Annotated in this window: 19 protein-coding genes and 1 pseudogene; 14 read left to right on the top strand and 6 right to left on the bottom strand. The window is 60.3% G+C overall.

Features of this window, described 5'->3' with window-relative positions:
• Window positions 1-84 precede the first annotated feature (84 nt).
• The 13 genes from napF (at window position 85) to ACR0AP_RS16350 (ending at window position 15,235) form a co-directional block, all read left to right on the top strand.
• Window positions 85-600 carry a ferredoxin-type protein NapF gene (gene napF / locus ACR0AP_RS16410; protein ID WP_480507887.1) on the top strand — a complete coding sequence of 172 codons (516 nt, stop codon included), beginning with the start codon at window positions 85-87 and terminating at the stop codon, window positions 598-600.
• The gene (locus tag ACR0AP_RS16405; RefSeq protein WP_480507885.1) at window positions 597-890 is read left to right on the top strand and encodes a chaperone NapD; all 294 of its coding nucleotides are present in this window, start codon (window positions 597-599) and stop codon (window positions 888-890) included. Before napF ends, ACR0AP_RS16405 begins: the two co-directional genes overlap by 4 nt.
• On the top strand, window positions 887-3,379 hold the full coding sequence (napA, locus tag ACR0AP_RS16400) for a nitrate reductase catalytic subunit NapA (RefSeq protein ID WP_480507883.1): 2,493 nt from the start codon (window positions 887-889) through the stop codon (window positions 3,377-3,379). The genes ACR0AP_RS16405 and napA overlap by 4 nt, the downstream gene beginning before the upstream one ends.
• Before the next feature lie 28 nt (window positions 3,380-3,407).
• A complete protein-coding gene (gene napG, locus ACR0AP_RS16395; RefSeq protein WP_480507881.1) occupies window positions 3,408-4,226 on the top strand; it encodes a ferredoxin-type protein NapG in 819 nt (272 codons plus the stop codon).
• Complete coding sequence (napH, locus tag ACR0AP_RS16390) at window positions 4,223-5,140, top strand: quinol dehydrogenase ferredoxin subunit NapH (RefSeq protein WP_480507879.1); 918 nt, start codon at window positions 4,223-4,225, stop codon at window positions 5,138-5,140. The genes napG and napH overlap by 4 nt, the downstream gene beginning before the upstream one ends.
• 12 nt (window positions 5,141-5,152) lie before the next feature.
• Window positions 5,153-5,590: a nitrate reductase cytochrome c-type subunit gene (locus ACR0AP_RS16385; protein WP_209507029.1), complete on the top strand. Its 438-nt coding sequence runs from the start codon at window positions 5,153-5,155 to the stop codon at window positions 5,588-5,590.
• A gap of 29 nt (window positions 5,591-5,619) precedes the next feature.
• Window positions 5,620-6,312, top strand: coding sequence for a NapC/NirT family cytochrome c (locus ACR0AP_RS16380; RefSeq protein ID WP_267363548.1), 693 nt, complete (start codon window positions 5,620-5,622; stop codon window positions 6,310-6,312).
• Window positions 6,313-6,325: 13 nt separating this feature from the next.
• A complete protein-coding gene (locus ACR0AP_RS16375; RefSeq protein ID WP_480507876.1) occupies window positions 6,326-6,583 on the top strand; it encodes a hypothetical protein in 258 nt (85 codons plus the stop codon).
• Between the two features lie 484 nt (window positions 6,584-7,067).
• On the top strand, window positions 7,068-10,268 hold the full coding sequence (locus tag ACR0AP_RS16370; protein ID WP_480507874.1) for an adenylate/guanylate cyclase domain-containing protein: 3,201 nt from the start codon (window positions 7,068-7,070) through the stop codon (window positions 10,266-10,268).
• A gap of 52 nt (window positions 10,269-10,320) precedes the next feature.
• Window positions 10,321-11,205 carry an encapsulin gene (locus ACR0AP_RS16365; protein WP_480507872.1) on the top strand — a complete coding sequence of 295 codons (885 nt, stop codon included), beginning with the start codon at window positions 10,321-10,323 and terminating at the stop codon, window positions 11,203-11,205.
• 14 nt (window positions 11,206-11,219) lie between these two features.
• The gene (locus ACR0AP_RS16360; protein ID WP_480507870.1) at window positions 11,220-12,044 is read left to right on the top strand and encodes a DUF3237 domain-containing protein; all 825 of its coding nucleotides are present in this window, start codon (window positions 11,220-11,222) and stop codon (window positions 12,042-12,044) included.
• Window positions 12,037-14,160 (top strand): hydroxysqualene dehydroxylase, encoded by a 2,124-nt coding sequence (locus ACR0AP_RS16355; protein ID WP_480507868.1) that lies wholly within the window; start codon window positions 12,037-12,039, stop codon window positions 14,158-14,160. The genes ACR0AP_RS16360 and ACR0AP_RS16355 overlap by 8 nt, the downstream gene beginning before the upstream one ends.
• 4 nt (window positions 14,161-14,164) lie before the next feature.
• Window positions 14,165-15,235: a polyprenyl synthetase family protein gene (locus ACR0AP_RS16350; protein ID WP_480507866.1), complete on the top strand. Its 1,071-nt coding sequence runs from the start codon at window positions 14,165-14,167 to the stop codon at window positions 15,233-15,235.
• Here ACR0AP_RS16350 and ACR0AP_RS16345 read toward each other — a convergent pair.
• The 4 genes from ACR0AP_RS16345 to ACR0AP_RS16330 form a co-directional block, all read right to left on the bottom strand.
• Window positions 15,226-15,696, bottom strand: coding sequence for a hypothetical protein (locus ACR0AP_RS16345; RefSeq protein ID WP_480507864.1), 471 nt, complete (start codon window positions 15,694-15,696; stop codon window positions 15,226-15,228). The two genes, ACR0AP_RS16350 and ACR0AP_RS16345, sit on opposite strands and share 10 nt — an antisense overlap.
• A gap of 75 nt (window positions 15,697-15,771) precedes the next feature.
• Window positions 15,772-16,551, bottom strand: a complete 780-nt coding sequence (locus tag ACR0AP_RS16340; RefSeq protein WP_209597100.1) for a carnitinyl-CoA dehydratase — start codon at window positions 16,549-16,551, stop codon at window positions 15,772-15,774.
• Between the two features lie 3 nt (window positions 16,552-16,554).
• Window positions 16,555-18,570: an acetate--CoA ligase family protein gene (locus ACR0AP_RS16335; protein ID WP_480507862.1), complete on the bottom strand. Its 2,016-nt coding sequence runs from the start codon at window positions 18,568-18,570 to the stop codon at window positions 16,555-16,557.
• Window positions 18,571-18,572: 2 nt separating this feature from the next.
• Window positions 18,573-19,733 (bottom strand): acyl-CoA dehydrogenase family protein, encoded by a 1,161-nt coding sequence (locus tag ACR0AP_RS16330; RefSeq protein WP_209507018.1) that lies wholly within the window; start codon window positions 19,731-19,733, stop codon window positions 18,573-18,575.
• Window positions 19,734-19,813: 80 nt separating this feature from the next.
• Between ACR0AP_RS16330 and ACR0AP_RS16325 the strand changes: the two genes are divergently transcribed.
• Complete coding sequence (locus tag ACR0AP_RS16325; RefSeq protein WP_480507860.1) at window positions 19,814-20,761, top strand: GlxA family transcriptional regulator; 948 nt, start codon at window positions 19,814-19,816, stop codon at window positions 20,759-20,761.
• 157 nt (window positions 20,762-20,918) lie between these two features.
• Here the strand turns inward: ACR0AP_RS16325 and ACR0AP_RS16320 are convergent, their stop codons facing one another.
• Together ACR0AP_RS16320 and glyA are read right to left on the bottom strand one after the other, a co-directional pair.
• The gene (locus ACR0AP_RS16320) at window positions 20,919-21,896 is read right to left on the bottom strand and encodes an HpcH/HpaI aldolase/citrate lyase family protein (protein ID WP_480507857.1); all 978 of its coding nucleotides are present in this window, start codon (window positions 21,894-21,896) and stop codon (window positions 20,919-20,921) included.
• Between the two features lie 17 nt (window positions 21,897-21,913).
• Window positions 21,914-22,169 (bottom strand): annotated as a pseudogene (glyA, locus tag ACR0AP_RS16315) (serine hydroxymethyltransferase); the annotation flags it as partial.

The raw sequence follows: 22,169 nt of genomic DNA, 5'->3' as shown, positions 1-22,169 counted from the left end.
ATGATATAAGTCAATTCGTGCGACGCTTCAGGCCGCTAGGAAGTATAGGCGCGAACCAATCTATCCACACTCGAGTCGCCAGCCATGAGCCAGTTGACCAGCAGACGCGCATTTCTGAGCGCACGTATCCTACGGGAGGATCCTGATGCGATCCGACCGCCGGGTGCGGGCGTGACAGGATTTGCCGATCTGTGCACCGGCTGCGAAGACTGCGCCGGGGCCTGCCCGGAAGACATCATCACATTCGACAACAGCGGCTTTCCGGTTCTGGGTCTTTCTGCAGGCGGCTGCACCTTATGCGGTGCATGTGCCGAGGTTTGTCCGACCCCGGCGCTGTTACCCGAGCGTGTGGCAGAGTGGCCGTGGCGCGCACGGATCGAGGCTGCAAGCTGCCTGTCGATGAACGGGGTGAGCTGCCGCCTGTGCCAGGACACTTGCGAACAGGAAGCCATCCGCTTTCGCCTGCAACTGGGCGGGCGGGCTGAACCGGCGCTTGAAACCGAAACCTGCATCGGATGCGGCACATGTTCTGCCGCCTGCCCCGCCGGGGCCATCACGATGCACCGCCCCGCCCCTTTGCACCCGGAGGTGACCCAATGAATATCTGTGGCTGTCTTGTCCACATCGCCCCCGATCACACCGACGCCGCGCGCGCGGCGATGACCGGCACCGATGGCGTCGAGCTTCATGCCGAGGCCGGGGATGGCCGGTTCGTCGTGGTTGTCGAGGATACAGCCGACCGGCTGGCCTCGGAAACCATCATGGATCTGCACCAGATCCCCGGCGTGATCTCGCTATCGCTGACCTATCACCATTTCGAAGATCCCGCGGAGGTTGCTCCGCGTCCTGATGCTCCAAGCCAACCGTCCAGCAGGAGGCCCATGCAATGACCATCTCTGAATCCCGTCGTACATTCCTGAAAGCGTCCGCAGCGGCTGCCACGGCCTCGGCTGCCGGCATCCCACTGGCCGCTGGTTCGGCCAGCGCTCAGGCCGCTGCGCCTGATATCCGCTGGGACAAGGCCGCCTGCCGGTTCTGCGGCACAGGCTGTTCGGTTCTGGTGGGCACCAAGGATGGCCGCGTAGTCGCCACGCAAGGCGACCCAGATGCGCCGGTCAACCGGGGTCTGAACTGTATCAAGGGCTATTTCCTGTCCAAAATCATGTATGGCAAGGACCGCCTGACCACGCCGCTTTTGCGCAAAACCAACGGCGAATATGACAAGAACGGCGAGTTTGAGCCGGTCAGCTGGGACGAAGCCTTTGACGTCATGGCGGCCAAGTGGAAAGAGGCGCTGGCCAAGAAAGGCCCGACCAGCGTGGGCATGTTCGGTTCCGGTCAGTGGACCGTCTGGGAAGGTTATGCGGCGGCCAAGATGATGAAGGCCGGGTTCCGGTCGAACAACATCGACCCCAACGCGCGTCACTGCATGGCGTCGGCCGTGGTCGGCTTTATCCGTACCTTCGGCATCGACGAGCCGATGGGCTGCTATGACGACCTTGAGCACGCGGATACGTTTGTTCTGTGGGGGTCGAACATGGCCGAGATGCACCCGATCCTGTGGTCGCGCCTGACCGATACGCGCCTGACCAAGCCGGGATGCGAAGTGCATGTTCTGTCGACCTTCGAGCACCGCTCGTTCGAGCTGGCCGACAATGGCATGGTGTTCAACCCTCAGACCGATCTGGCGATCCTGAACTATATCGCCAATTACATCATCCAGAATGGCGCGGTGAACGAAGAGTTCGTCAAGAACCACGTCAACATTACCAAGACCGCCACCGATATCGGTTATGGCCTGCGCGACAATCATCCGCTGCAACAAGAGGCCGCGAACCCCAATGTCGGCAAGATGGAGCCGATCAGCTTTGAGGAATATGCCGAGGCGGTATCGGCATACACGCTGGAATACACTTCGGAGTTGTCCGGTGTTCCGGCGGACAAGTTGGAGCGTCTGGCCCAGCAATATGCCGACCCGAACCGCAAGGTCATGAGCCTATGGACCATGGGGTTCAACCAGCATACCCGCGGGTCGTGGGTGAACTCGTTGATGTATAACGTGCACCTGCTGGTGGGCAAGATTTCCGAGCCCGGAAACTCGCCCTTCTCGCTAACCGGTCAGCCGTCGGCCTGCGGAACCGCGCGTGAGGTTGGCACCTTTGCCCACCGTCTGCCTGCCGACATGGTTGTCATGAATGACGAGCACCGCAAGATTTGCGAAACCGCCTGGAATGTGCCTGCGGGTACCATTCCGGCCAAGCCCGGCTTTCACGCCGTACTGCAGCACCGCAAGCTGAAGGATGGCGATCTGAACGCCTATTGGGTGCAGTGCAACAACAACATGCAGGCGGCACCGAATATCAACGAAGAAGGTTATCCCGGGTATCGCAACCCCGAGAACTTTATCACCGTTTCAGACCCCTACCCGACCGTCACGGCCGTGTCCGCCGACCTGATCCTGCCCACCGCCATGTGGGTCGAGAAGGAAGGCGCCTATGGTAACGCCGAGCGCCGTACACAGTTCTGGCGGCAGCAGGTCAAGGCACCGGGCGAGGCCAAGTCGGACGTGTGGCAGGTGATGGAATTCTCGAAACGTTTCACCGTTGAAGAGGTCTGGGGCGAAGAGTTGCTGGCCACCATGCCGGAACATCGCGGCAAGACCATGTACGAGGTTCTGTTTGCCAATGGCAGCGTCGACAAGTTCCCGCTGTCGGAAACTGCCGAGGGCTTTGACAACGACGAATCCGAGCATTTCGGGTTCTACGTTCAGAAGGGTCTGTTCGAGGAATATGCCAATTTCGGACGCGGCCACGCGCACGATCTGGCACCGTTTGAAACCTATCACCAAGCCCGTGGCCTGCGCTGGCCGGTCGTGGATGGCAAGGAAACGCTGTATCGTTTCCGCGAAGGCTATGACCCTTATGTGCCCGAAGGCGCGGGCGTGAAGTTCTATGGCAAGAAGGATGGCAAGGCGAGCATCATCTTTGCGCCCTACGAGCCTGCGGCCGAGGAACCGGATGCGGAATATGATCTGTGGCTGTGCACCGGTCGTGTGCTGGAACACTGGCATTCGGGGTCGATGACGCGCCGTGTCCCAGAGCTGCACCGCGCCTACCCGGCGGCTGTGGTTTACATGCATCCGCAGGACGCCAAGGACCGGGATCTGCGCCGGGGTCAGGAGATTGTTCTGTCTACCCGTCGAGGCGAGGTCACCAGCCGGGTCGAGACCCGTGGGCGCAACAAGGTGCCGCGCGGTCTGGTGTTCATGCCGTGGTTCGACGAAGGCCAGTTGACCAACAAGCTGACGCTGGACGCGACCTGCCCGCTGTCGAAAGAGACCGACTTCAAGAAATGCGCCTGCAAGGTCGAGCGCGCATAGGCAACAAGGATCGTACGGGTAAATCCTCATGTCTTTTGCCGACAAACCCCTTTCGCCGCAGCGGCGCCGGTTCCTGCAGGATTCGGCGCGGGCGGCGGGCGGCTGCGTGGTCGCCGGGACGGTGCTGGCCTATCTGGCCCGCGACGCCCACGCCCTGCCGGCCGAGGCTTTGCGCCCGCCCGGCGCGCTGTCGGAAAAGGAGTTCCTGTCAGCCTGTATCCGCTGCGGCTTATGCGTGCGGGATTGCCCATATGATACGTTGAAACTGGCCGAGTTGGGCTCGGACGCGGTGGCGACGGGAACACCCTTTTTCACCGCGCGGGATATTCCCTGTGAGATGTGCGACGACATCCCATGTGTCACCGCTTGTCCGACCGGGGCACTGGACCCGGCGTTGGACAATATCGACGATGCGAAGATGGGGGTCGCGGTTCTGGTCGATCAGGAGAACTGCCTGAACTTCCTCGGGTTGCGCTGCGATGTCTGTTACCGCGTCTGCCCCGTCATCGACGAGGCGATCACGCTGGACACCACGCACAACACGCGGTCGGGTCATCACGCGATGTTCATCCCGACCGTCCACGCCGACCGCTGCACCGGCTGCGGCATGTGCGAGAAAAGCTGTGTTCTGCCCGAGGCCGCCATCAAGGTGCTGCCTGCCCGGCTGGCGCGGGGCAGTTCGGCAGAGCATTACCGCAAGGGTTGGGAAGAAAAGGCCGCGAAAGGCGCGCCGGTGGTCGAGGGGATCATCGACCTGCCGGACCGTTTGCCCGGACCGGGCACGGACAATCTGGCCACGCCCGGCGGATTTGCACCGGGATATGATCTGCCGGGGGTGGGACAATGAGCGCCCGCACAGATATGCCCACAGGTCACGAGGCCATCGCCAGCAAGGGCTGGATCGGCGCGCATCGCTATCTGCTGCTGCGCCGTGCAAGCCAGCTGTTCTTTCTGGTTCTGTTTCTGCTGGGCCCATGGTTCGGCATCTGGGTCGTTCAGGGCACGCTGGCCGGGTCGCTGACGCTGGGCGTGCTGCCTTTGACCGATCCGTTCATCCTGTTGCAGAGCATGGTTGCGGGCCACTGGCCCGAGGTGACCGCGCTGATCGGTGGGCTGATCGTTCTGGTGGTCTACGCGCTGATTGGTGGCCGTGTCTATTGTTCCTGGGTCTGCCCGATCAATCCGGTGACGGACGCGGCCAATTGGTTGCACCGCAAGCTGGACCTGCCGAAAGGCTGGCAACCCAAGCGCGGGACGCGCCTGTGGATTCTGGCAACCGTCCTGCTTGTTTCGGGTCTGAGCGGAATGATCGCGTGGGAGTTGATCAACCCGATCACCATGCTGCATCGCGGGCTGGTCTTTGGAATGGGCTTTGTCTGGGCCCTGATCGCAGCCATCTTTGTCTTTGACGTTTTTGTCTCGCGCCACGGATGGTGCGGACACCTGTGCCCGGTGGGCGCGTTCTATGGCCTGATCGGAGCAAAAAGCCTGCTGCGGATCAGCGCCGCAAACCGCGCCGCCTGCGATGACTGCATGGATTGTTATGCGGTCTGCCCGGAAAATCAGGTGATCTCGCCCGCGCTGAAGGGCAAACCGGGAAGTACCCCGCTGATCCTGTCACCCGACTGCACGAATTGTGGCCGCTGCATCGATGTCTGCGCGGTCGACGTCTTTACCTTTACTCACCGGTTCGACGACCATGTCGTCCAACCTTCCGATCCAGTTGCCGCGCCCGAGCCGCGCGCCGCCAGACCTATCTAGGGGAGTGCCAAGATGAAAAAATCAATCGTTACAGGCGGAATTGCCCTTCTACCCGTATTATTGCTGAGCGGATGGGCCCTCGCGCAATCTGCTCAGGTTGAATCCCTGCGCGGTGCGGACGTGGATGAGCCGGTGCCGCTGGACCAGATCCACCGCAATGTCGAAGGGCGCCAGCAGCGCAATTACCGTCAGCAGCCGCCAGTCATCCCGCATTCGGTCGAACAGTACCAGATCGACATCCGTACCAACCAGTGCCTGTCCTGCCATGACTGGACCAAAGCCGGTGACCGCAACGCGCCGACGCTGTCGATGACTCATTACCTGGACCGTGAAGGCCGCGAACTGGATCGGATCGCCGGAACCCGGTATTTCTGCAACCAGTGCCACGTACCGCAGGCCGACGCCCCGCCGCTGGTCGACAACGTGTTCCAGCCCTCCGCCGGCAATTGATCCAACGCAAGACTGAAAGGAGCACCGATATGGCCGACTCTCCTGAAAACCGCGGCTTGCTTGGTCGCCTCTGGAATGCGATCTGGACGCCGACGGTGCTGTTCAGTTCAGGCTTTCTTGTCCTGGCCGGATTTCTGGCCGGTATCCTGTTCTGGGGTGGATTTCACTGGACCCTTGAGCTGACGAATACCGAAGAATTCTGTACCTCGTGCCACACAATGGAAACCAACCTGGGCGAGTATCGCGAAACGGTCCATTACAACAACCATTCCGGCGTTCGCGCGATCTGTTCCGACTGCCACGTGCCGGATGAATGGAGCCACAAGATCAAAGCCAAGATCATGGCCGTCAAAGACGTCTATCATGAGTTGGCTGGAACCATCAGCACACCCGAGCAGTACGAGGCGCATCGCCTGAGCATGGCTTCGGCCGTTTGGAAGAAGATGAAGGAATCTGACAGCCGTGAATGCCGCAACTGTCACAACTTTGACTACATGGACTTTACCATTCAGGAAACCCGCGCCGCGTCGGAACACCAGCGCGCCATCGACACCGGCATGACATGCATCGACTGCCATCAGGGCATCGCGCATAATCTGCCCGCGAACTATCTGGAACAATACCAGAAGATAAGCGAGGCCGTGGAGGGCGTGGTTCTTCAGGAACATGCATCCGCCTCGGGCAGCGACATCCGCGCGTTTCTGAACAACAGCTCGAATTAGGGTGGGGGCAGACATGTTAGACTTACTTGGAACAATCGGTGCCAATGTCCTGGGCCTGCCCGGCATACTGGGACTGGCGCTTGGAATGATGACCCGCAAGCTGTGGTTGGGCGCGGCACTGGGGGCCGTTGTCGGCATTCTGGAAACGCTGGTTTTTGCGGGCTTTCAGTTTGCCCATGTGGAAGCGCTGGAACTTGGTATCTCGGTTCTGGTCGGGCTTTGCGCGGGCAGCCTTGGCACTGCCATCCGCCTGAAAGGCGCAACCGTCTGAAGAAGAAACCGGTTCTGCCCATTGGTGGAGCCGGTATCCTGCCGGGTCACGTTTCCCGCGCCAAAGCAGATGCTTGTGCCGCGCGCGACGCGTCTATTGACGCTAGGGAAGCGTTTAAGGCGCGCGGTGGCGCCAAAAATTGGCAGGGTGTGATTTTCGCATTTCCACAACTTCAATGAAATCGCATGAGGCCCTAGAGCCTAGGGAAAAACACCCATTCCCATTCCGTGCGGCAAGGCAGCAGGCCCGGCCCAGATTTGCGCGTGAAAAATCAATATGAAACCGAAAGCCAATGATTTGACAAGAAAAATTCAAAGTGGAGTGGAAATTCGAAACGACATCTGTCACAGCAGATAACAAGTTAATAATGGTGTCCCTGCGTCATGTGGATAGAACGTAAATTCCTCTCTATTTTTGCTTATACAAATACAATATGTTTTGAGGGGAGTAAGGGGGGAAGGAAAATGGGCGGGGGCGCAGAACGATGACGGGGGTCCTTGAGGCATCGCCGCGTATCTCAAAAGTTCTTCAACTGGCTGATCTGGAAAACCATGCCACGCTGTTTCGGCAGGAAGGCGTGGATGATGATATTCTGGACGAGCTGACAGATCCCGAACTGCGCGATCTGGGGCTGACGGTTGGTGAAAGAAAGCGGTTTCGCAAGGCGCAGGCGCGTCTGAAATCTGAGGAAGCTTCGACCCGGCAGGAGCTTAGGTCGGAAGCCGAACGGCGGCAGCTTACGCTGGTTTTCTGCGATCTCGTAGGGTCCACGCATCTGGCCCAGCGGTATGACCCGGAAGACCTGATGCAGATCATGAATCTGTATCTGGATACGGCGATCGGCACCCTGAAACAGCATGGCTGTCATCTGGCCTACAGGCAGGGCGACGGGATCATGGTCTATTTCGGATATCCCAAAGCCATGGAGGACGATGCCGAGCGCGCCGTTCGCGCCGTGCTGGAGACCATCGAAGCCGTACAAAACCTTGAAAACAGGTTTGGCGAAAAACTGGATCTGCGCGCGGGAATTGCCACCGGTATGGTTGTTGTAGGGGTGGTTTCGTCGACAAGTCTTGGGTCGCAGGACTTTCTGGTCGGTGAAACCGCGAACCTTGCATCCCGCCTGCAAGGTCTGGCCGAGCCGGGTGAGGTGATCGTTTCCGCAGAGACGTGGCGATTGACACAAGGCGCATTCGAATTCGAGCCCCGTGGCAGCCAGAACCTGAAAGGGTTTGACAATCAGCGCACCGTCTATCGCGCCATTTCCGAAAGCGTCGCGACCAGCCGGTTCGATGCGCGTGTCGGACAGTCAGCCGTTGATCTTGTCGCCCGGGGCGACGATCTTTCGGTCCTGACCCAGCTTTGGAAAGATGCACAGGCGGGCTCCGGCAGGTTTGCGTTTGTCGGTGGCGCCGCAGGCATTGGCAAATCGCGGCTGATCAAGTCCCTGTCTGAAACAATTGGCGTCAAACCCTTTACCTTGCAGTGCATTCCGCATCTGGCCAGCCTTCCGCTTCACCCGATCGTGGGAGAGTTGAGGCGTGTTTCAGGCGACAAGTCCGATGACAGCATCCGGGGCGCGATTTCCGATTTTGTTCAGGCCGCCTCTCGTCTGAGCGACGCGGATTTGCCTGTTCTTCTCGATATGGCCGGGGTCGAAACGGGGGCAGAGCCGGATCCAGACCCCCTGAAGAAGGCCCGCAAATCGCTGGACGTGTTGTTGCGCAGCCTTGGCAGCCTGTGTGACAGGCGCGGCACCTTGCTGCTGGTGGTGGAAGACGTGCACTGGGCTGACGCAACCACGCTGGACGTGCTGGAGGCGCTGGCATCAGGTCTGGACGGGTTCCCGATACTGGTGGTCCTGTCGCATCGCCCTGAATACGAGCCGCCTGAGCATTACGAGGGCCGCGCGGCGCGCATCGATCTGACGCCTTTGGCCAGCAGTGAAGCCTCGGAACTGGTCCGGCGCGTGGCCGAGCCATACAGTTTGCCGGTCATCCTGATCAGGCAGATTGTCGAGAAGGCCGATGGCGTGCCGCTTTACATCGAAGAGATGACCAAGGCGGTTCTGGACCAGCTGCCGCAAGATGCGCCGATCAACGCCGAGGTTCTGGATGCCCTGAGTATCCCCGCAACCCTTCAGGATTCGTTGATGTCGCGTCTTGACCGGATGGAAAACGCCAAGCCCATTGCGCAGCTTGGGTCTGTTATCGGGCGCAGTTTCACCTCGGCGATGATCCAGGCGGTGGCGCAGGAAGACATGGATGTGGAAAGCGCGCTGATGCAGCTGATGGCGGCTGGCGTTGTGCTGATCACGGGCGAAGCCGGAACGGCCACCTACACGTTCAACCACGCGCTGGTTCAGGATACGGCCTATAACTCGCTGCTGCGCGAAGACCGGCAGAAGGTTCATCTTAAAATCGCACGGGCCTTGCTGGCCGGACATAACGCATTCGGAAACCCTGCCCCCGATACCGTGGCGCATCACTGCGACCATGGCGGGTTGAAGGATGAGGCGGTGTCCAACTGGTTTACGGCAGGCGAACAAGCCCTGACGCGGTTGGCGAACCTGCCTGCAATCTCGGCATTTCGCGCGGCACTGCGCAATATCGGAACGATGCCCGCCAATGCCGAGCGTGACGGGTTCGAGCTTCGGGTGCAGATGAATATCCTTCCGGCTTACATGGCGATCTATGGATGGTCCTCCGATCAGGTCGGAGAGACAGCCGCCCGCGCGATGGAGCTTGCCCATGCATTGGGCGATGGCGAAACCCTTTTCGCGGCCACCTTCTGCCGCTGGACCAATTTCTTTGTGGCAGGCCAGATGAACCGGGCAATGGAGATGGGACAGGCTCTGGACGCGATGGCCGGTATGAGTGGCGATCCTGTCGCCAACGTGCTGGCAGCCCGCGCGCTGAGTTTCACGCATTACTTCCGCGGGGAGTTCGCGGATTGCGAGCAGCAGCTTGACCGTGCCTTTGCGCTGATCACGCCTGAGCTGGACATGGCCATGATGCCGATGACCCAGTCCTCGACCACGGCGTCGTTGCTGGCCATTCAGGGGTGCCTTCTGTGGCAGCAGGGCAAGTTTGATGAGGCGGAGGCCGCACGTCTGAAAGCCATCGACGTCAGCCGGGCACTGAACCACGCACCCAATCTTGTCTATGTCATGGGCGCGTGCAGCATGTTCCTGCCCTACGCGGGCGAATGGGACCGGCTGGACGTCACTATGAAAGAAGCGCGCAAGATCGCCGATGAGGAAGGGTTCCTGTATCTTCACGCCATGCAGGATATCTACATGGGTCTTGCGCAGGCGGGAAAAGGTGACATCGAGGGCGTCCCGGCCCATATCGAGGCCTGCATGAACCTGATCTCAAAGTCTGGTGGAAACTTTACTTTTCCGCAGAATCAGATTGTTCTGTCTGAGTTGATGATCGATCACGGGGATATTGATCAGGCCCTGGACCGGCTTGAAACCGTGTGTACCCCCGGTTGGGAACGAGGAGAAACGCTGAACAAACCGGAATATCACCGCGTGCGGGCCAAAGCCTTTGCTGCCAAGGGTGATCGGGATAGCGCGATTGCCGAGGGTGAACTGGCATTGGCGCTTGCCCGCGAATGTGGTGCCGTTGTTCAGGAACAACGCGCCGAGGCACTTCTGGACAGTTTGACGAAAGCCGAATGAACGAGACGGACTGCCCGGCCAAACAGGGCAGCATCACCAAGAGGGATTTACAATGACCGACGCATTGGATTGGAACACCGAACAGTGGAATGCCGTTAACAAGGCCGTCCATGATGAAGCGCTGCGTGCGCGGGTGGCTGCGAGTTTTCTGCCGCTTTATGGGCCGCTGCCGGCGGACACGCAATCTATTCCCCTGAACAAGCTGGGTCTGGTCGACAACGCATCAGGCGCGGCCAAGCGTCTGGAAGTGAATGATTATGACACCCTGCGGCTGACGACGGTTTCCGTCAACGTCTACCTGAAAGGCGCGCAGGTGGCTGATCCGGAACTGGCCGCGGCCATGATCATGTTCCGCCGGGCCGCCGCCGTCGTGGCCAAGGTCGAGGATGACATCGTTTTCAACGGCCAGCCAGGCAGCAGCGAAGCGCCCAAACATGCCGGTGGCGCACCTGCGGATCTACCGCCGATCTATACCGTCAGCGGTGGCGGCAAATACCCGGGGCTGCTGGAGGCTGGCGAAGGTCAATCCATATCGATCAACGGGAAGAAAAAACCCTGTTCCGGCCCCGAGGTTTTCGAGGCCGTGGTCGCGGGCATCAACAAGCTGGAAGCGCATGGATACCTTGGGCCTTTTGCCTGCGTGATGGGCAATGGGCTGTTTCAGGCCGTGACCACGCCGATCGAAAACTCGATGGTGCTGCCGCGTGACAGTATTCTTCCGTTCCTTGACGGCCCGCTGCTGCGATCGGGCACCCTGCCCGCAAACAAGGCAGCACTTGTATCGCTGCAAGGTGCGCCGGTCGAGATTGTCGTGCCTTCGGATATCGCGGTGAAGTATCTGCAAACCTCGTCTGACGGTGAGCACATCTTCCGCGTGCAGCAGAAGTTCCACCTGAGGATCAAGGAAGCACAGGCGATCTGCACCATTACGTGCTGACCGGAGATCTGGTCATGGGGGAGTTTACAGACCGGGGCGTGACATTGCGTTGGTCGGAGCTGATCAACGAAAATGGGCTTAATCGGGTGCTGATCGAAGCCGGACCCGCTGTGTCTTCGCATGACGTGGTCCGCGTGATCTGTTCCGAAGATGGCGGCCCCGAACGCGCCATTCGCGGCTGGCCCTTGCAATGCGACCCGATGACGGGGTTTCAGCAGTTTGCAGCCATGCTGCCATCTGTGACCCAGGAAAAGACATTGACCTGGCGACCGGTGCTGACGACCGGTGGTCGCGAATATGATCCCGGCCCCGGAAAGGCCCCCGAGCCTGCGCCGCCAAGCCCGGCAAAGCCTGTCACGCAAATGCCCGCGCTTGAACACGTTGGCAGGTTTGTGGTGCCGTTCACCGACGAGTTCTATCCGTCAGGTGAAACACCGGACGGCATCTGGCTGCATTTCGGGATCAAAGAGGGCGGAACGGTTGAAGGACCTCATCTGAAGGGGACGATCGATCCGCTGGGGGGCGACTGGATGCGCGTGCGATCCGACGGAGTTGGGCTTTTGCACGCCCGAGCGCTTATCCAACCCGTTGAAGGGGGTGCGCCGATCCTGTTTGAAGATACCGGCGTGTGTGATTTTGGCCCGGATGGGTATGCCGGGCTGGCGAAGGGCACTCTGCCCGCCTCGGCCCCGGTCCGGCTGGCACCGCGATACCTGACGTCAAACCCGAATTATGCCTGGATGAACAGGTTGCAGGGGTTCGGCATCGGCGAAGCCAGCCTGTCCGATATCACCCTGCGCTTTGACGTCTATTCCGCGAAAGGAACATCCGATGGCTGAAAAGGTTGTCATACTGGGCGGTGGCGTGGCCGGAATGAGCGCCGCGCATGAGCTGATCGAGCGCGGGTACGAGGTCGAGATTCACGAGCGCCAGCTGATCCCCGGCGGTAAGGCACGCAGCATCCCCGTGATGAAGGGCGAAGGCGATCACGGGTCTAAGGCGAAACACATCAAGGCGCTTGAACAATGGGCCGAGATGGACGGTGCCAGTTATCCTCCCGGTGTGAAACGCCCCTGGCTGCCCGGCGAGCATGGGTTCCGGTTCTTTCCGAATTTCTACCGCCATATCACCGATACGATGGCGCGCACGCCCTATTACGGCAAAGGCACCTGTTACGATAATCTGGTGTCCACCACTCAGGTTCTGGTCAGCCAGTTCGACGACCCAGGCATCATTGTTCCCGAAAGGTTTCCCCGCACGCTGAAAGACGTGGCCGACGTGCTCAAGACGGTTGCATTCACGCTCTCGCCCCGGGACCAGATCGCCTATGAGGATGTCGAACATTTCATCGCCTGCATGTGGCGCATCGCGACATCTTGCAAGGAACGCCGGTTCGATGAATATGAGCGCATCGGGTGGTGGGATTTCATCGGTGCCGAACAACGCTCGGAAGCGTATCAGAAGTTTCTGGCCATTGGCCTGACCCGTTCGCTGGTGGCCGCGAAGGCGACAACTGCCAGTACAAAGACCGTGGGCGACATTGCGGTTCAGCTTCAGCTGGGTATCGCGACGCCCGAGCCGCATGGCAACCGGCTGTTGAACGGCCCCACTAACCTTGTCTGGATACAGCCGTGGCTGGATTACCTCAAAAGCAAGGGGGTCGTGTACAAGTTCAACTCAAAGGTTACGGGCATCGACTGCCAGGATGGCCGCATCGTCAGCGCGACGGTTGAACAGGATGGCGAGGAAAAGCAGGTCACCGGGGATTGGTTCATCAGTGCGATGCCGATCGAACGGATCGCGCCGCTGATCACCCCTGCGATGACGGCAATTGACCCGTCTCTGGCCAAGCTGCCCCTGCTGGCCGAAGACGTGCAATGGATGAACGGAATTCAGTTCTACCTGACCAAGGATGTTGAACTGACGCACGGCCATGTCATTTTCATTGACAGCCCCTGGGCCTTGACCGCTGTTTCACAAAAACAGTTCTGGTCGGCCATCAACTTTGAAAACTGGGCAGAAGGCAAGACCAAGGGTTTGCTTTCAATAGATATCTCGGAATGGGACAAGCCGGGCCTGAATGGAAAAACCGCGCGTGATTGCAGCCGTGAGGAGATTGCGCACGAGGTTTGGGAACAACTCAAGCGGAGCGTCAACGTGGATGGCCAGACCGTCCTGCGCGACGAGGACATGCATTACTGGTTCCTTGATCCGGATATTGTGCAGGATCCCAACGACCCCAAGCGCCAAACCAATGTGGAGCCGCTTTTGGTCAATCGCATCAACAGCTGGCGGTTGCGCCCTGAGGCGGCCACGTTGATCCCGAACTTCATGCTGGCATCAGATTATGTGCGCACCTACACCGATCTTGCCACCATGGAAGGGGCGAACGAAGCGGCGCGCCGGGCGGTCAATGCCATCCTGCAACGCGGCGGATCAAAAGCTGAGCCCTGCCAGATCTGGGACCTGCACGAGCCGGATATCCTGAAACCGCTGCGCGCCTATGATTTTGCCCGCTATCAGGCCGGCCTGCCCTGGGACAACCGGTTTGCGGTTGCAGTCGAAGCCGCGCTGAGGATGGGACAGGATTCCGTGGGTGTTGAGCGTGGCGGTGAAGGGCCGCTTGCCGTCATTGGGGAACCAGCGGCTGAGTATTCAAAACCCGGCGGGATTACCGAAGACCCTGCGATTGCGGACGCGTTGCGCATGATCTGCCCTCCGAAAGAGCTGTTTGACCTGATGGCGGCCTACGAGCCGACCGCTGATCTTCCGATCCCGGGAGAGGAGATTGCAGAGGATGTTGCCTTTGATCTGGGACGGGACAGCGGCCAGACGGGGGTGTTGTCCAAAGCCTTGCCGCTGACGGATTCACCTTTTTCCGCAACCGGACCCAACCTTGCCGAAACGGGCAGGAACGAGACCAAAACCCGTGTGATCATCACCCAGAAGGGATGACCCTGTGGCCACTGGCACAGCACATCTGGATCCTGCGGCACAGCAGGATTTTCTGAAAACGCTGACCTCATACGGGGATCGGGCCCGTGAGACGCTTTTGCAGCTGCTGCCGACAGGCGAGCCGCAGGCTTATCTGTACGGGCCGATGCGGGATTACATCGAAACCTCGGGCAAGGGGTTGCGGCCCGCGCTGTTGCTGGCCACCTGCGAGGCTTTCGGTGGTGACAGCGAGACCGCGCGAGTGTCAGCCGCCGTTCTTGAACTGCTGCATAACGCGTTTCTGATCCATGACGATATCGAGGATCAAAGCGATTTCAGGCGCGGGCGCGAATGTATGCATAAGCGTCTTGGGGTCCCTTTGGCGATCAATACCGGTGACGGGATGCAATCGCTGGCCCTGCGCCTGTTGCGCCAGAACCTTGGGCCGCTGGGCCCTGACACGGGTATACGCGTGGTGGACGAGTTTGATCACCTTTTGCAGCAGTCCATTGAAGGTCAGGCGCTGGAGCTTGGCTGGATACGGGACAACCGGCTGAACGTGGATGCATCGGATTATCTGACGATGTGTCTGAAAAAGACCTGCTGGTACAGCTTCATTCACCCCATGCGCATCGGGGCGCTGATTGCCCGACCGCATGATGTCGCGTCCGGGGTGTTGAACCTGGACGATTTCAACGCGTTTGGGTTTTTTCTGGGCGCCGCGTTTCAGATACAGGATGATGTTCTGAACCTCGTGGGCTCGCAGGACAAATATGGCAAAGAGATCGGCGGGGACATCTACGAAGGCAAACGCACGCTGATGCTGGGGCGGCTTAGCTTGCAGGCGGACGAGCCCGAAAAAGCGCGCCTGTCGGAGATGTTGTCAAACCCGCGCGACAGCCGCTCGACGCAGGATGTCAGCTGGGTTCTGGATCGCATGGATCACTATGGCTGCATCAGATATGCACAGGACGCGGCCAATGACTTGCTGGCCTCGGCCCGTCAGGAGTTTGCGCAGGTTTTTGCAGCCACCGAAGAAGTGCCGCGCGCGTTTCTGGGCCATTTCATGGACTATCTCGTAACCCGTCAGGTTTGAGCGCCCGCCACCTCATACATCACGACGATCGACGTTTGCACTGTGCCTGTGCAGGCGATCCGGCCGTGATATTCGCCGGGATCGGCAAGATCCGGTACGGTTACAATGACGGCAACATCCGTTGACTCGCCGGGGTTTAACTGGATTCGCGGGGGGACAACATTGACCCGGTTTGCCGGAAGAGTGTCGCCGTTCCGGTTGATCAGGTCACCCGGTTCGAACTGTAGTGCGACAGGCCCGCCGCCACTTGGCGCATCAAAGGACAGCAATATGGTCGCGGTGCCGCCGGGGTGGCAGGTTTTGCGGCACGCAAATGGCCCCTCAAGCGGCTGTTGCGTGTCCCGTTCAGCCCCAAGCACGCGGCGGGCGATATCCGAGATCGGTTGCGCATCCGGCTGCGGCGCGATCGGGCTGACCGGAAGTGGCGTGCTAACGTATGGTTTTCGTTCGAAATAAGGCATGCCCAACTGTGCACCTGTGGCGCGGATCAGTAAATGGGAAATTTACCGGATCCGCGCGACAAACACACCGCGTTATTATTTGCCTTTCCAGACCGGATCACGTTTTTCGGCAAATGCACGCGCGCCTTCAAGCTGGTCCTCGCTGGAATAGAGGACATCCACGCTGCGCAGTTGCCGTTTGGTGATGCGGTTCATGGCGTCCTGAAACTTGGCGTCTTCGGCATCGCGCACGATTTCCTTGATGGCCGCATAGACCAGAGGCGGCCCTGACGCCAGCAGTCGGGCGAGGTCCCACGCGCGGTCCATCAGCTGATCAGCGGCGACGATCTCGTTCACCAGACCCCAGCGGTTGGCTTCTTCGGCATCAAACCAGCGGCCTGTCAGAAGCAGCTCCATCGCGATGTGATAGGGGATGCGCTTGGGCAGTTTGACGCTGGCGGCATCCGCAACGGTGCCCGAGCGGATTTCCGGCAAGGCAAAAGTGGCGTGGTCAGCTGCAAGGATCATGTCTGCTGACAAGGCCAGCTCTAGCCCGCCGCCGCAGGCGATACCGTTGACGGCGGCAATCACGGGTTTGTTCAGGTCGCGCAGCTCTTGCAGGCCTCCGAACCCGCCGACGCCGTAATCTCCGTCCACCGCGTCGCCGTCGGCGGCAGCTTTCAGATCCCAGCCGGGGCAAAAGAATTTTTCGCCCGCGCCGGTCAGGATGGCCACGCGCAGGTCCGGGTCGTCGCGGAATTCAGCAAAGACCTCGCCCATTCTGCGGCTGGTGATCAGATCGATCGCGTTTGCCTTAGGGCGGTCCAGCGTGACCTCGAGGATCGAACCATCGCGGCGGGTTTTGATCGGGTCCATATCTCAGGCCTTTCTTATCAGGGCGTCCACGGCAACGGCCTTGTCCGGCGTGCACAGGAGCGGGTTAATCTCGACCTCGCCAAGCGTGTCGGCATTTTGCATGACATAGGTCTGAACGGCCTCGACCGCGGCAACAACCGCATCCATATCAGCCGCCGGTTGACCGCGATAGCCCGCCAGCAGCGGGGCGATCTTCAATTGGCTAAGGGCGGAGCGGATGTCTTCGGGCGGGCTGGGCACCAGCACGGATACCGTATCGCGCAGCAGTTCGGTCAGCACGCCCCCTGCCCCAAGGGTCAGAACAAACCCATGGGCGGGATCACGCACCACGCCAATCAGAAGTTCCGCAACGGGTCCGGTGACCATCTCCTCGATCAGGATGTCTTCGGTGCCGATATCTGCCGCGACAGCCGCGACGTCCTGGGCCCGGATGCCCAGCCGAACGGCGCTGTGTTCGGATTTATGCGCAAGCCCGACACCTTTGACGGCAAAGGGGCCTTCCATCTGGTCCGCTGCGGCACGGGCAGCTTCCGCGCCCCGCACCGTCCGGTTCTGCGGGATACGCAGGCCGCATTCCGCCAGCGCCGCCTTCGAGGCGCCTTCGGTCAGGGTTTGGGTTGGTTCCATCATACCCGGTTGCAAAACGGGCGCAGCGGATGGGGCCTTGACCTGCCCTGCGGCGCGGGTCGCAGATAGCGCCTCGCGCAGGCCCATGAAGGGGACAACACCCCCGGCCATCAGCTGTTGTGCGATGTCTTCCGGCAAAAGTTCCGGCAAGGTGGCGACAATCGCAAACCGGGCGCCGGTTTCTGCCCGTACGTTCAGCGCTGCCTGCGTTGCGCAGGCCCAATCGGTGGAGTCGGTGGTCGGGTAGTCGACGATCGAGAATGTCATGTCGATATCGTCACCCGTCATGCCCGACCAGGCCCGCGTCATCGCCTGCTCGTCACGCCAGATATAGGTGTGATAATCCAGCGGGTTGTTCAGCGCGACCATTGGCCCGAGCGCGCCGCGCAGGCGGGTCAGCTTTTCACCGCTCAGCCGTGGAAATTGCAACCCCGTGCCGACGGCCATATCGGCAATCAGGCTCGCCTCGCCCCCCGAACAGCTGATCGAGGAAATGTTGCCCCCCGGCAGCGGCCCGTAGCAATGCAACAGTTTGAGCGTTTCAAGGAAGTCAGGCAGTGCCGAAACGCGCGGAATGCCAAGCCGGTCAAGCAGCGCCTGCGCCCCGGCATCGCTGCCCGCCAGAGATGCGGTATGGGAAACGGTTGCCGCTTGCGCCTGTTCCGATGCGCCGACCTTGAGGGCTACCAGAGGGATGCCTTTTGCGTGGGCCTTGGCGGCCAGCGCCTCCCACTCGCGGATGTTCTTGAAGCCTTCGATATGCAGGCCCACTGCGGTCACGCGCGGGTCATCGATCAGGGCCGAGGCGATTTGCGCCTGACTGGTCTGAGCCATATTTCCGCAGGTGACCATATAGGCAATCGGCAGCCCGCGTTTCTGCATGGTCAGGTTGATCGAGATGTTCGAGCTTTGCGTCAGGATCGCCACGCCCTTGTCGACGGGCACAACCCCGTGCTGATCCGGCCACAGCAATGCCCCGTCCAGCGCGTTGATGAACCCATAGCAGTTCGGGCCCAGAATGGGCATGTCACCGGCCGCTGCGATCAGTTGATCCTGCAAATCCCCGCCGGTGTCGTCCTCGGCCACGGCCTCGGAAAAGCCCGAGGCGAAGCAGACAGCGCCACCCGCACCCATACTGGACAGGACTTGAACCGCTTCAATCGTGGCGTGGCGGTTGATACCGATAAAAACCGCGTCAGGTGCGTTGGGCAGGTCTTCGATATGGCCATAAACCTTGTGGCCCGCAATGTCCGAAGCCTTGGGGTGGACCGGCCAGATCTGACCGGCATATCCCATGCGTTCGGATTGCAGAATAACCTGTTGGCACCATGCACCGCCGCCAATGACTGCGATGGATTTCGGGCGCAGCAGCCGGGTCAGGTCTTTGGTCATGGTCAGGCGCCCAGCGGACGCAGAAGATCGCGGCTGATGATGTGGCGCTGAATCTCGCTGGTGCCGTCCCAGATCCGTTCGACCCGGGCGTCGCGCCAAAACCGTTCGATCGGGAAATCATCCATCAGGCCCATGCCGCCGAAGATTTGCAGCGTCGTGTCGGTGACCCGCGCCAATGCCTCGGAGGCATAGAGCTTGGCCGAGGCGATCTCGCGGTTTGCGGGCAGGTTCTGATCCAGACGCCAAGCGGCGGCAAGGGTCAGCCAATCGGCGGCGTCAATCTCGGTGATCATGTCGGCAATCTGGAAGCCAACGCCCTGAAACTTGCCGATGGGCTGGCCGAATTGCTTGCGCTCGGCGGCGTAATTCAGCGCATAGTCAAAGCAGCGCCGCGCGCGCCCGACCGAGAAGGCCGCAACCGTCAGACGGGTCGCGTAAAGCCATTCGTTCATCACCGCAAAACCGCCATCGACCTCGCCCAGAACCTGCGCATCGGACAGGCGGCAATTGTCGAAATACAGGATACAGTTTTTATAGCCCCTGTGGCTGACGGATCTGTAGCCGTCGCGCACTTCAAAGCCCGGTGTGCCGCGATCCACCAGGAAGGTGGTGATGCGTTTTTTGGGGCCTTTAGGGGTCTCATCCACGCCGGTGGCAACGAAGACAATGAAGAAATCCGCGTGTTCCGCGCCCGAGATGAAGTGTTTTGATCCGTTGACGACCCAGTCGCCACCGTCGCGCACCGCCTGACATTTCATGCCGCGCACGTCCGATCCGGCATCCGGTTCGGTCATCGCCAGCGCGTCCATCTTTTCCCCGCGCACTGCGGGCAGCAGATAGCGTTCGCGCTGTTCGTCGTTGCAGGCCATGAGGATGTTTTGCGGGCGGCCAAAGAAATGCGTCAGCGCCATCGACCCACGGCCCAGTTCACGCTCGACCAGTGTAAAATCCAGATGCGACAGGCCCGCGCCGCCCACTTCTTCGGGGAAGTTGCAGGCATAGAACCCCAGATCGATACATTTCTGCTTGATCTCGTTGCCAAGCTCCGGCGGGACCGTTCCGCTGCGTTCGACCGCGTCTTCATGCGGGTAGATTTCTTTTTCTACAAAGCTGCGGACCGTCGAGACGATCATGTCCTGTTCTTCTGTCAGACCAAACTGCATGGCGCGTGTTCCCTGGATCGGTGGTTGACCAACCAAACGCCATCGCTCATGGTCGCGGCATGCAGAGATAGATCATTTTCATGCCGAGTTCGAAAATATTATCGCAGCAATACAATGTCCTTCTGTTCGACGGGTTCTCGAACCATTGCCTTGCGAACATGGTCGAACCGTTGCGGGCGGCGAACACCCTGTCACGGCAGGCATTATATGCATGGCGCTTCTGTTCGCTTGACGGCAACCCTGTTCAAAGTTCAAGCGGCCTTGTCGTCACCCCGAACGGGGCCATCGGCGATCAACAGGGGGATTTTCTTGTTGTCATGCCGTCATATGGATACCTGAAGCTGGATACGCGGTCGACCATGCGTGCCGTGCTGGCTGCGGCCAAGAAACACAAGCACCTGGCCGGGCTGGATACGGGAAGCTGGCTGCTTGCCAGCGCGGGATTGCTGGATGACCACAGGGCAACCATTCATTGGGACGAGTTTTCGCGGTTCGAGGAAAGGTTTCCGGCGGTGGAGGCCGTGCAGGAACGGTTTGTCATCGATGGCAACCGGCTGACCTGTTCCGGGGCCATGGCCGCCTTTGATCTGGCCCTGACCCTTATCCGCCGGGATCACGGCCCGCTGCTGGCGATGGAGGTCGAGCACTTGTTCATGAGCCGGAACGGGCGCGGCCATTATGACCTGCCTCTGAAATCCGAGGACACGCTGGTCAATCGCGCGCTGACCGTCATGCAGGCGCATCTTGAAGCACCGCTGTCAGTCCGAAGTGTGGCCCGGAAAATCGGGTGTTCGCAAAAACGGCTTGAAACGCGTGTTCAGGCGGAACTGAAAACAACTCCTCAAGCGCTGTACCGGCGTCTGCGCCTGAACCGCGCACGCAATCTGGCCGAGGATACGGAACAATCCATCGCCGAGATCGCGGGGCGCTGTGGATACGAAAATGCCAGCGCCATGACGCGTGCGTTCAAGGCCGAGTTCGGTCAGACGCCGACCGCATTTCGAAACGGAAACCTGTCGGGGCGATGAGCCCGGGCTGGCGGGAAGCCGGATTCAGGTGTCGAACTCGGAAACAAACCGCGCTTCTGTCGTGGCGGTTTACGTTAGCGCCGTGGTCCGCCCGTCAAAGCGCTGGAGAATATGCGTGGACAGTGCGCCCACGCAAGTCAGGTTTGGTGCGGGGCGATCAGGCCGCAGCGATCTGGCCTGCCTTTTCAACCAGTACTTCGGCCTGCCGGATCGAGGCATAGTCGATCAGACGACCATCCAGAGACACGGCACCTTTTCCGTCTGCCTCGGCCTCGGCCATGGCGACAAGGATACGCCGTGCCTTGGTAACTTCGGCATCCGAGGGCGACATCACCTCATTGGCAAGCGCGATCTGGCTGGGGTGGATGGCCCATTTCCCTTCGCACCCCAAAACAGCGGCGCGTTTGGCCGCGGCCTTATAGCCGTCGGGGTCCTGAAAATCGCCAAAAGGCCCATCAATCGGACGTAGCCCGTTGGCGCGCGCCGCAACCACCATGCGGGCAAGGGCATAGTGCCACATGTCGCCCCAGTGGGTCAGGCGGCCGCCGTCGGCATCCGGGTCGGTCAGAACCGAATAATCCGGGTTCACGCCCCCGATGATTGTGGTTCGCGCGCGGGTTGAGGCGGCATAATCCGCGACACCAAAATGAAGGCTTTCATTGCGCTTTGATGCAGCCGCAATCGCGCTGACATTCTGCATACCAAGCGCGGTTTCGATGATGTGTTCGAACCCGATCCGTTTCTTGTATCCCTTGGCGTCTTCGATCTGGGTCACCAGCATGTCGACTGCATATACATCTGCAGCTGTCCCGACCTTGGGGATCATGATCAGGTCCAGACGTTGGCCCGCCTGTTCGACAACATCCACGACGTCCCGGTACATGTAATGGGTATCCAGACCATTGATCCGCACCGACATGGTCTTGTTGCCCCAGTCGATATCGTTCAGCGCCTGAATGATGTTCCTGCGCGCCTGTTCCTTTTCATCGGGCGCGACGGCGTCTTCCAGATCGAGGAAGATGACATCCACGTCCGATTTCGCAGCCTTCTCAAACATTCCGGGCTGGCTGCCGGGCACGGCAAGCTCGCTGCGGTTCAGGCGGGCGGGGGCTTGTTCAATCGAATGAAAGCTCATGGTTGGGACCTTTCGGCTTACAGGTTTGGGTATATGGGGAAACGGTTGCAGAGGTCTGCGACCTGGGCGCGGACGCGGGCTTCGACTTCGGCGTTGCCGTCTTCGCCGTTGGCAGCCAGGCCGTCGACCACTTCGATGATCCAGTCGGCGATCTGGCGGAACTCGGCCTCGCCAAAGCCGCGGGTGGTGCCGGCGGGGCTGCCCAGGCGGATGCCCGACGTGATGGTCGGCTTTTCCGGGTCAAACGGCACGCCGTTCTTGTTGCAGGTGATA

Source organism: Ruegeria sp. AF7 (assembly GCF_056541885.1).
This window is presented reverse-complemented; position numbering and strand designations above follow the sequence as displayed.

Excerpts from the sequence above, each read along its gene's own strand:
- ACR0AP_RS16345 (WP_480507864.1), bottom strand. The coding sequence starts at position 15,696 with ATGCCTTATTTCGAACGAAAACCATACGTTAGCACGCCACTTCCGGTC.
- ACR0AP_RS16355 (WP_480507868.1), top strand. The coding sequence starts at position 12,037 with ATGGCTGAAAAGGTTGTCATACTGGGCGGTGGCGTGGCCGGAATGAGC.
- napA (WP_480507883.1), top strand. The coding sequence starts at position 887 with ATGACCATCTCTGAATCCCGTCGTACATTCCTGAAAGCGTCCGCAGCG.
- ACR0AP_RS16370 (WP_480507874.1), top strand. The coding sequence starts at position 7,068 with ATGACGGGGGTCCTTGAGGCATCGCCGCGTATCTCAAAAGTTCTTCAA.
- ACR0AP_RS16320 (WP_480507857.1), bottom strand. The coding sequence starts at position 21,896 with ATGAGCTTTCATTCGATTGAACAAGCCCCCGCCCGCCTGAACCGCAGC.
- ACR0AP_RS16325 (WP_480507860.1), top strand. The coding sequence starts at position 19,814 with ATGCCGAGTTCGAAAATATTATCGCAGCAATACAATGTCCTTCTGTTC.
- ACR0AP_RS16380 (WP_267363548.1), top strand. The coding sequence starts at position 5,620 with ATGGCCGACTCTCCTGAAAACCGCGGCTTGCTTGGTCGCCTCTGGAAT.
- ACR0AP_RS16360 (WP_480507870.1), top strand. The coding sequence starts at position 11,220 with ATGGGGGAGTTTACAGACCGGGGCGTGACATTGCGTTGGTCGGAGCTG.
- napH (WP_480507879.1), top strand. The coding sequence starts at position 4,223 with ATGAGCGCCCGCACAGATATGCCCACAGGTCACGAGGCCATCGCCAGC.
- ACR0AP_RS16365 (WP_480507872.1), top strand. The coding sequence starts at position 10,321 with ATGACCGACGCATTGGATTGGAACACCGAACAGTGGAATGCCGTTAAC.
- ACR0AP_RS16385 (WP_209507029.1), top strand. The coding sequence starts at position 5,153 with ATGAAAAAATCAATCGTTACAGGCGGAATTGCCCTTCTACCCGTATTA.
- ACR0AP_RS16330 (WP_209507018.1), bottom strand. The coding sequence starts at position 19,733 with ATGCAGTTTGGTCTGACAGAAGAACAGGACATGATCGTCTCGACGGTC.
- ACR0AP_RS16340 (WP_209597100.1), bottom strand. The coding sequence starts at position 16,551 with ATGGACCCGATCAAAACCCGCCGCGATGGTTCGATCCTCGAGGTCACG.
- napG (WP_480507881.1), top strand. The coding sequence starts at position 3,408 with ATGTCTTTTGCCGACAAACCCCTTTCGCCGCAGCGGCGCCGGTTCCTG.
- ACR0AP_RS16405 (WP_480507885.1), top strand. The coding sequence starts at position 597 with ATGAATATCTGTGGCTGTCTTGTCCACATCGCCCCCGATCACACCGAC.
- napF (WP_480507887.1), top strand. The coding sequence starts at position 85 with ATGAGCCAGTTGACCAGCAGACGCGCATTTCTGAGCGCACGTATCCTA.
- ACR0AP_RS16335 (WP_480507862.1), bottom strand. The coding sequence starts at position 18,570 with ATGACCAAAGACCTGACCCGGCTGCTGCGCCCGAAATCCATCGCAGTC.
- ACR0AP_RS16375 (WP_480507876.1), top strand. The coding sequence starts at position 6,326 with ATGTTAGACTTACTTGGAACAATCGGTGCCAATGTCCTGGGCCTGCCC.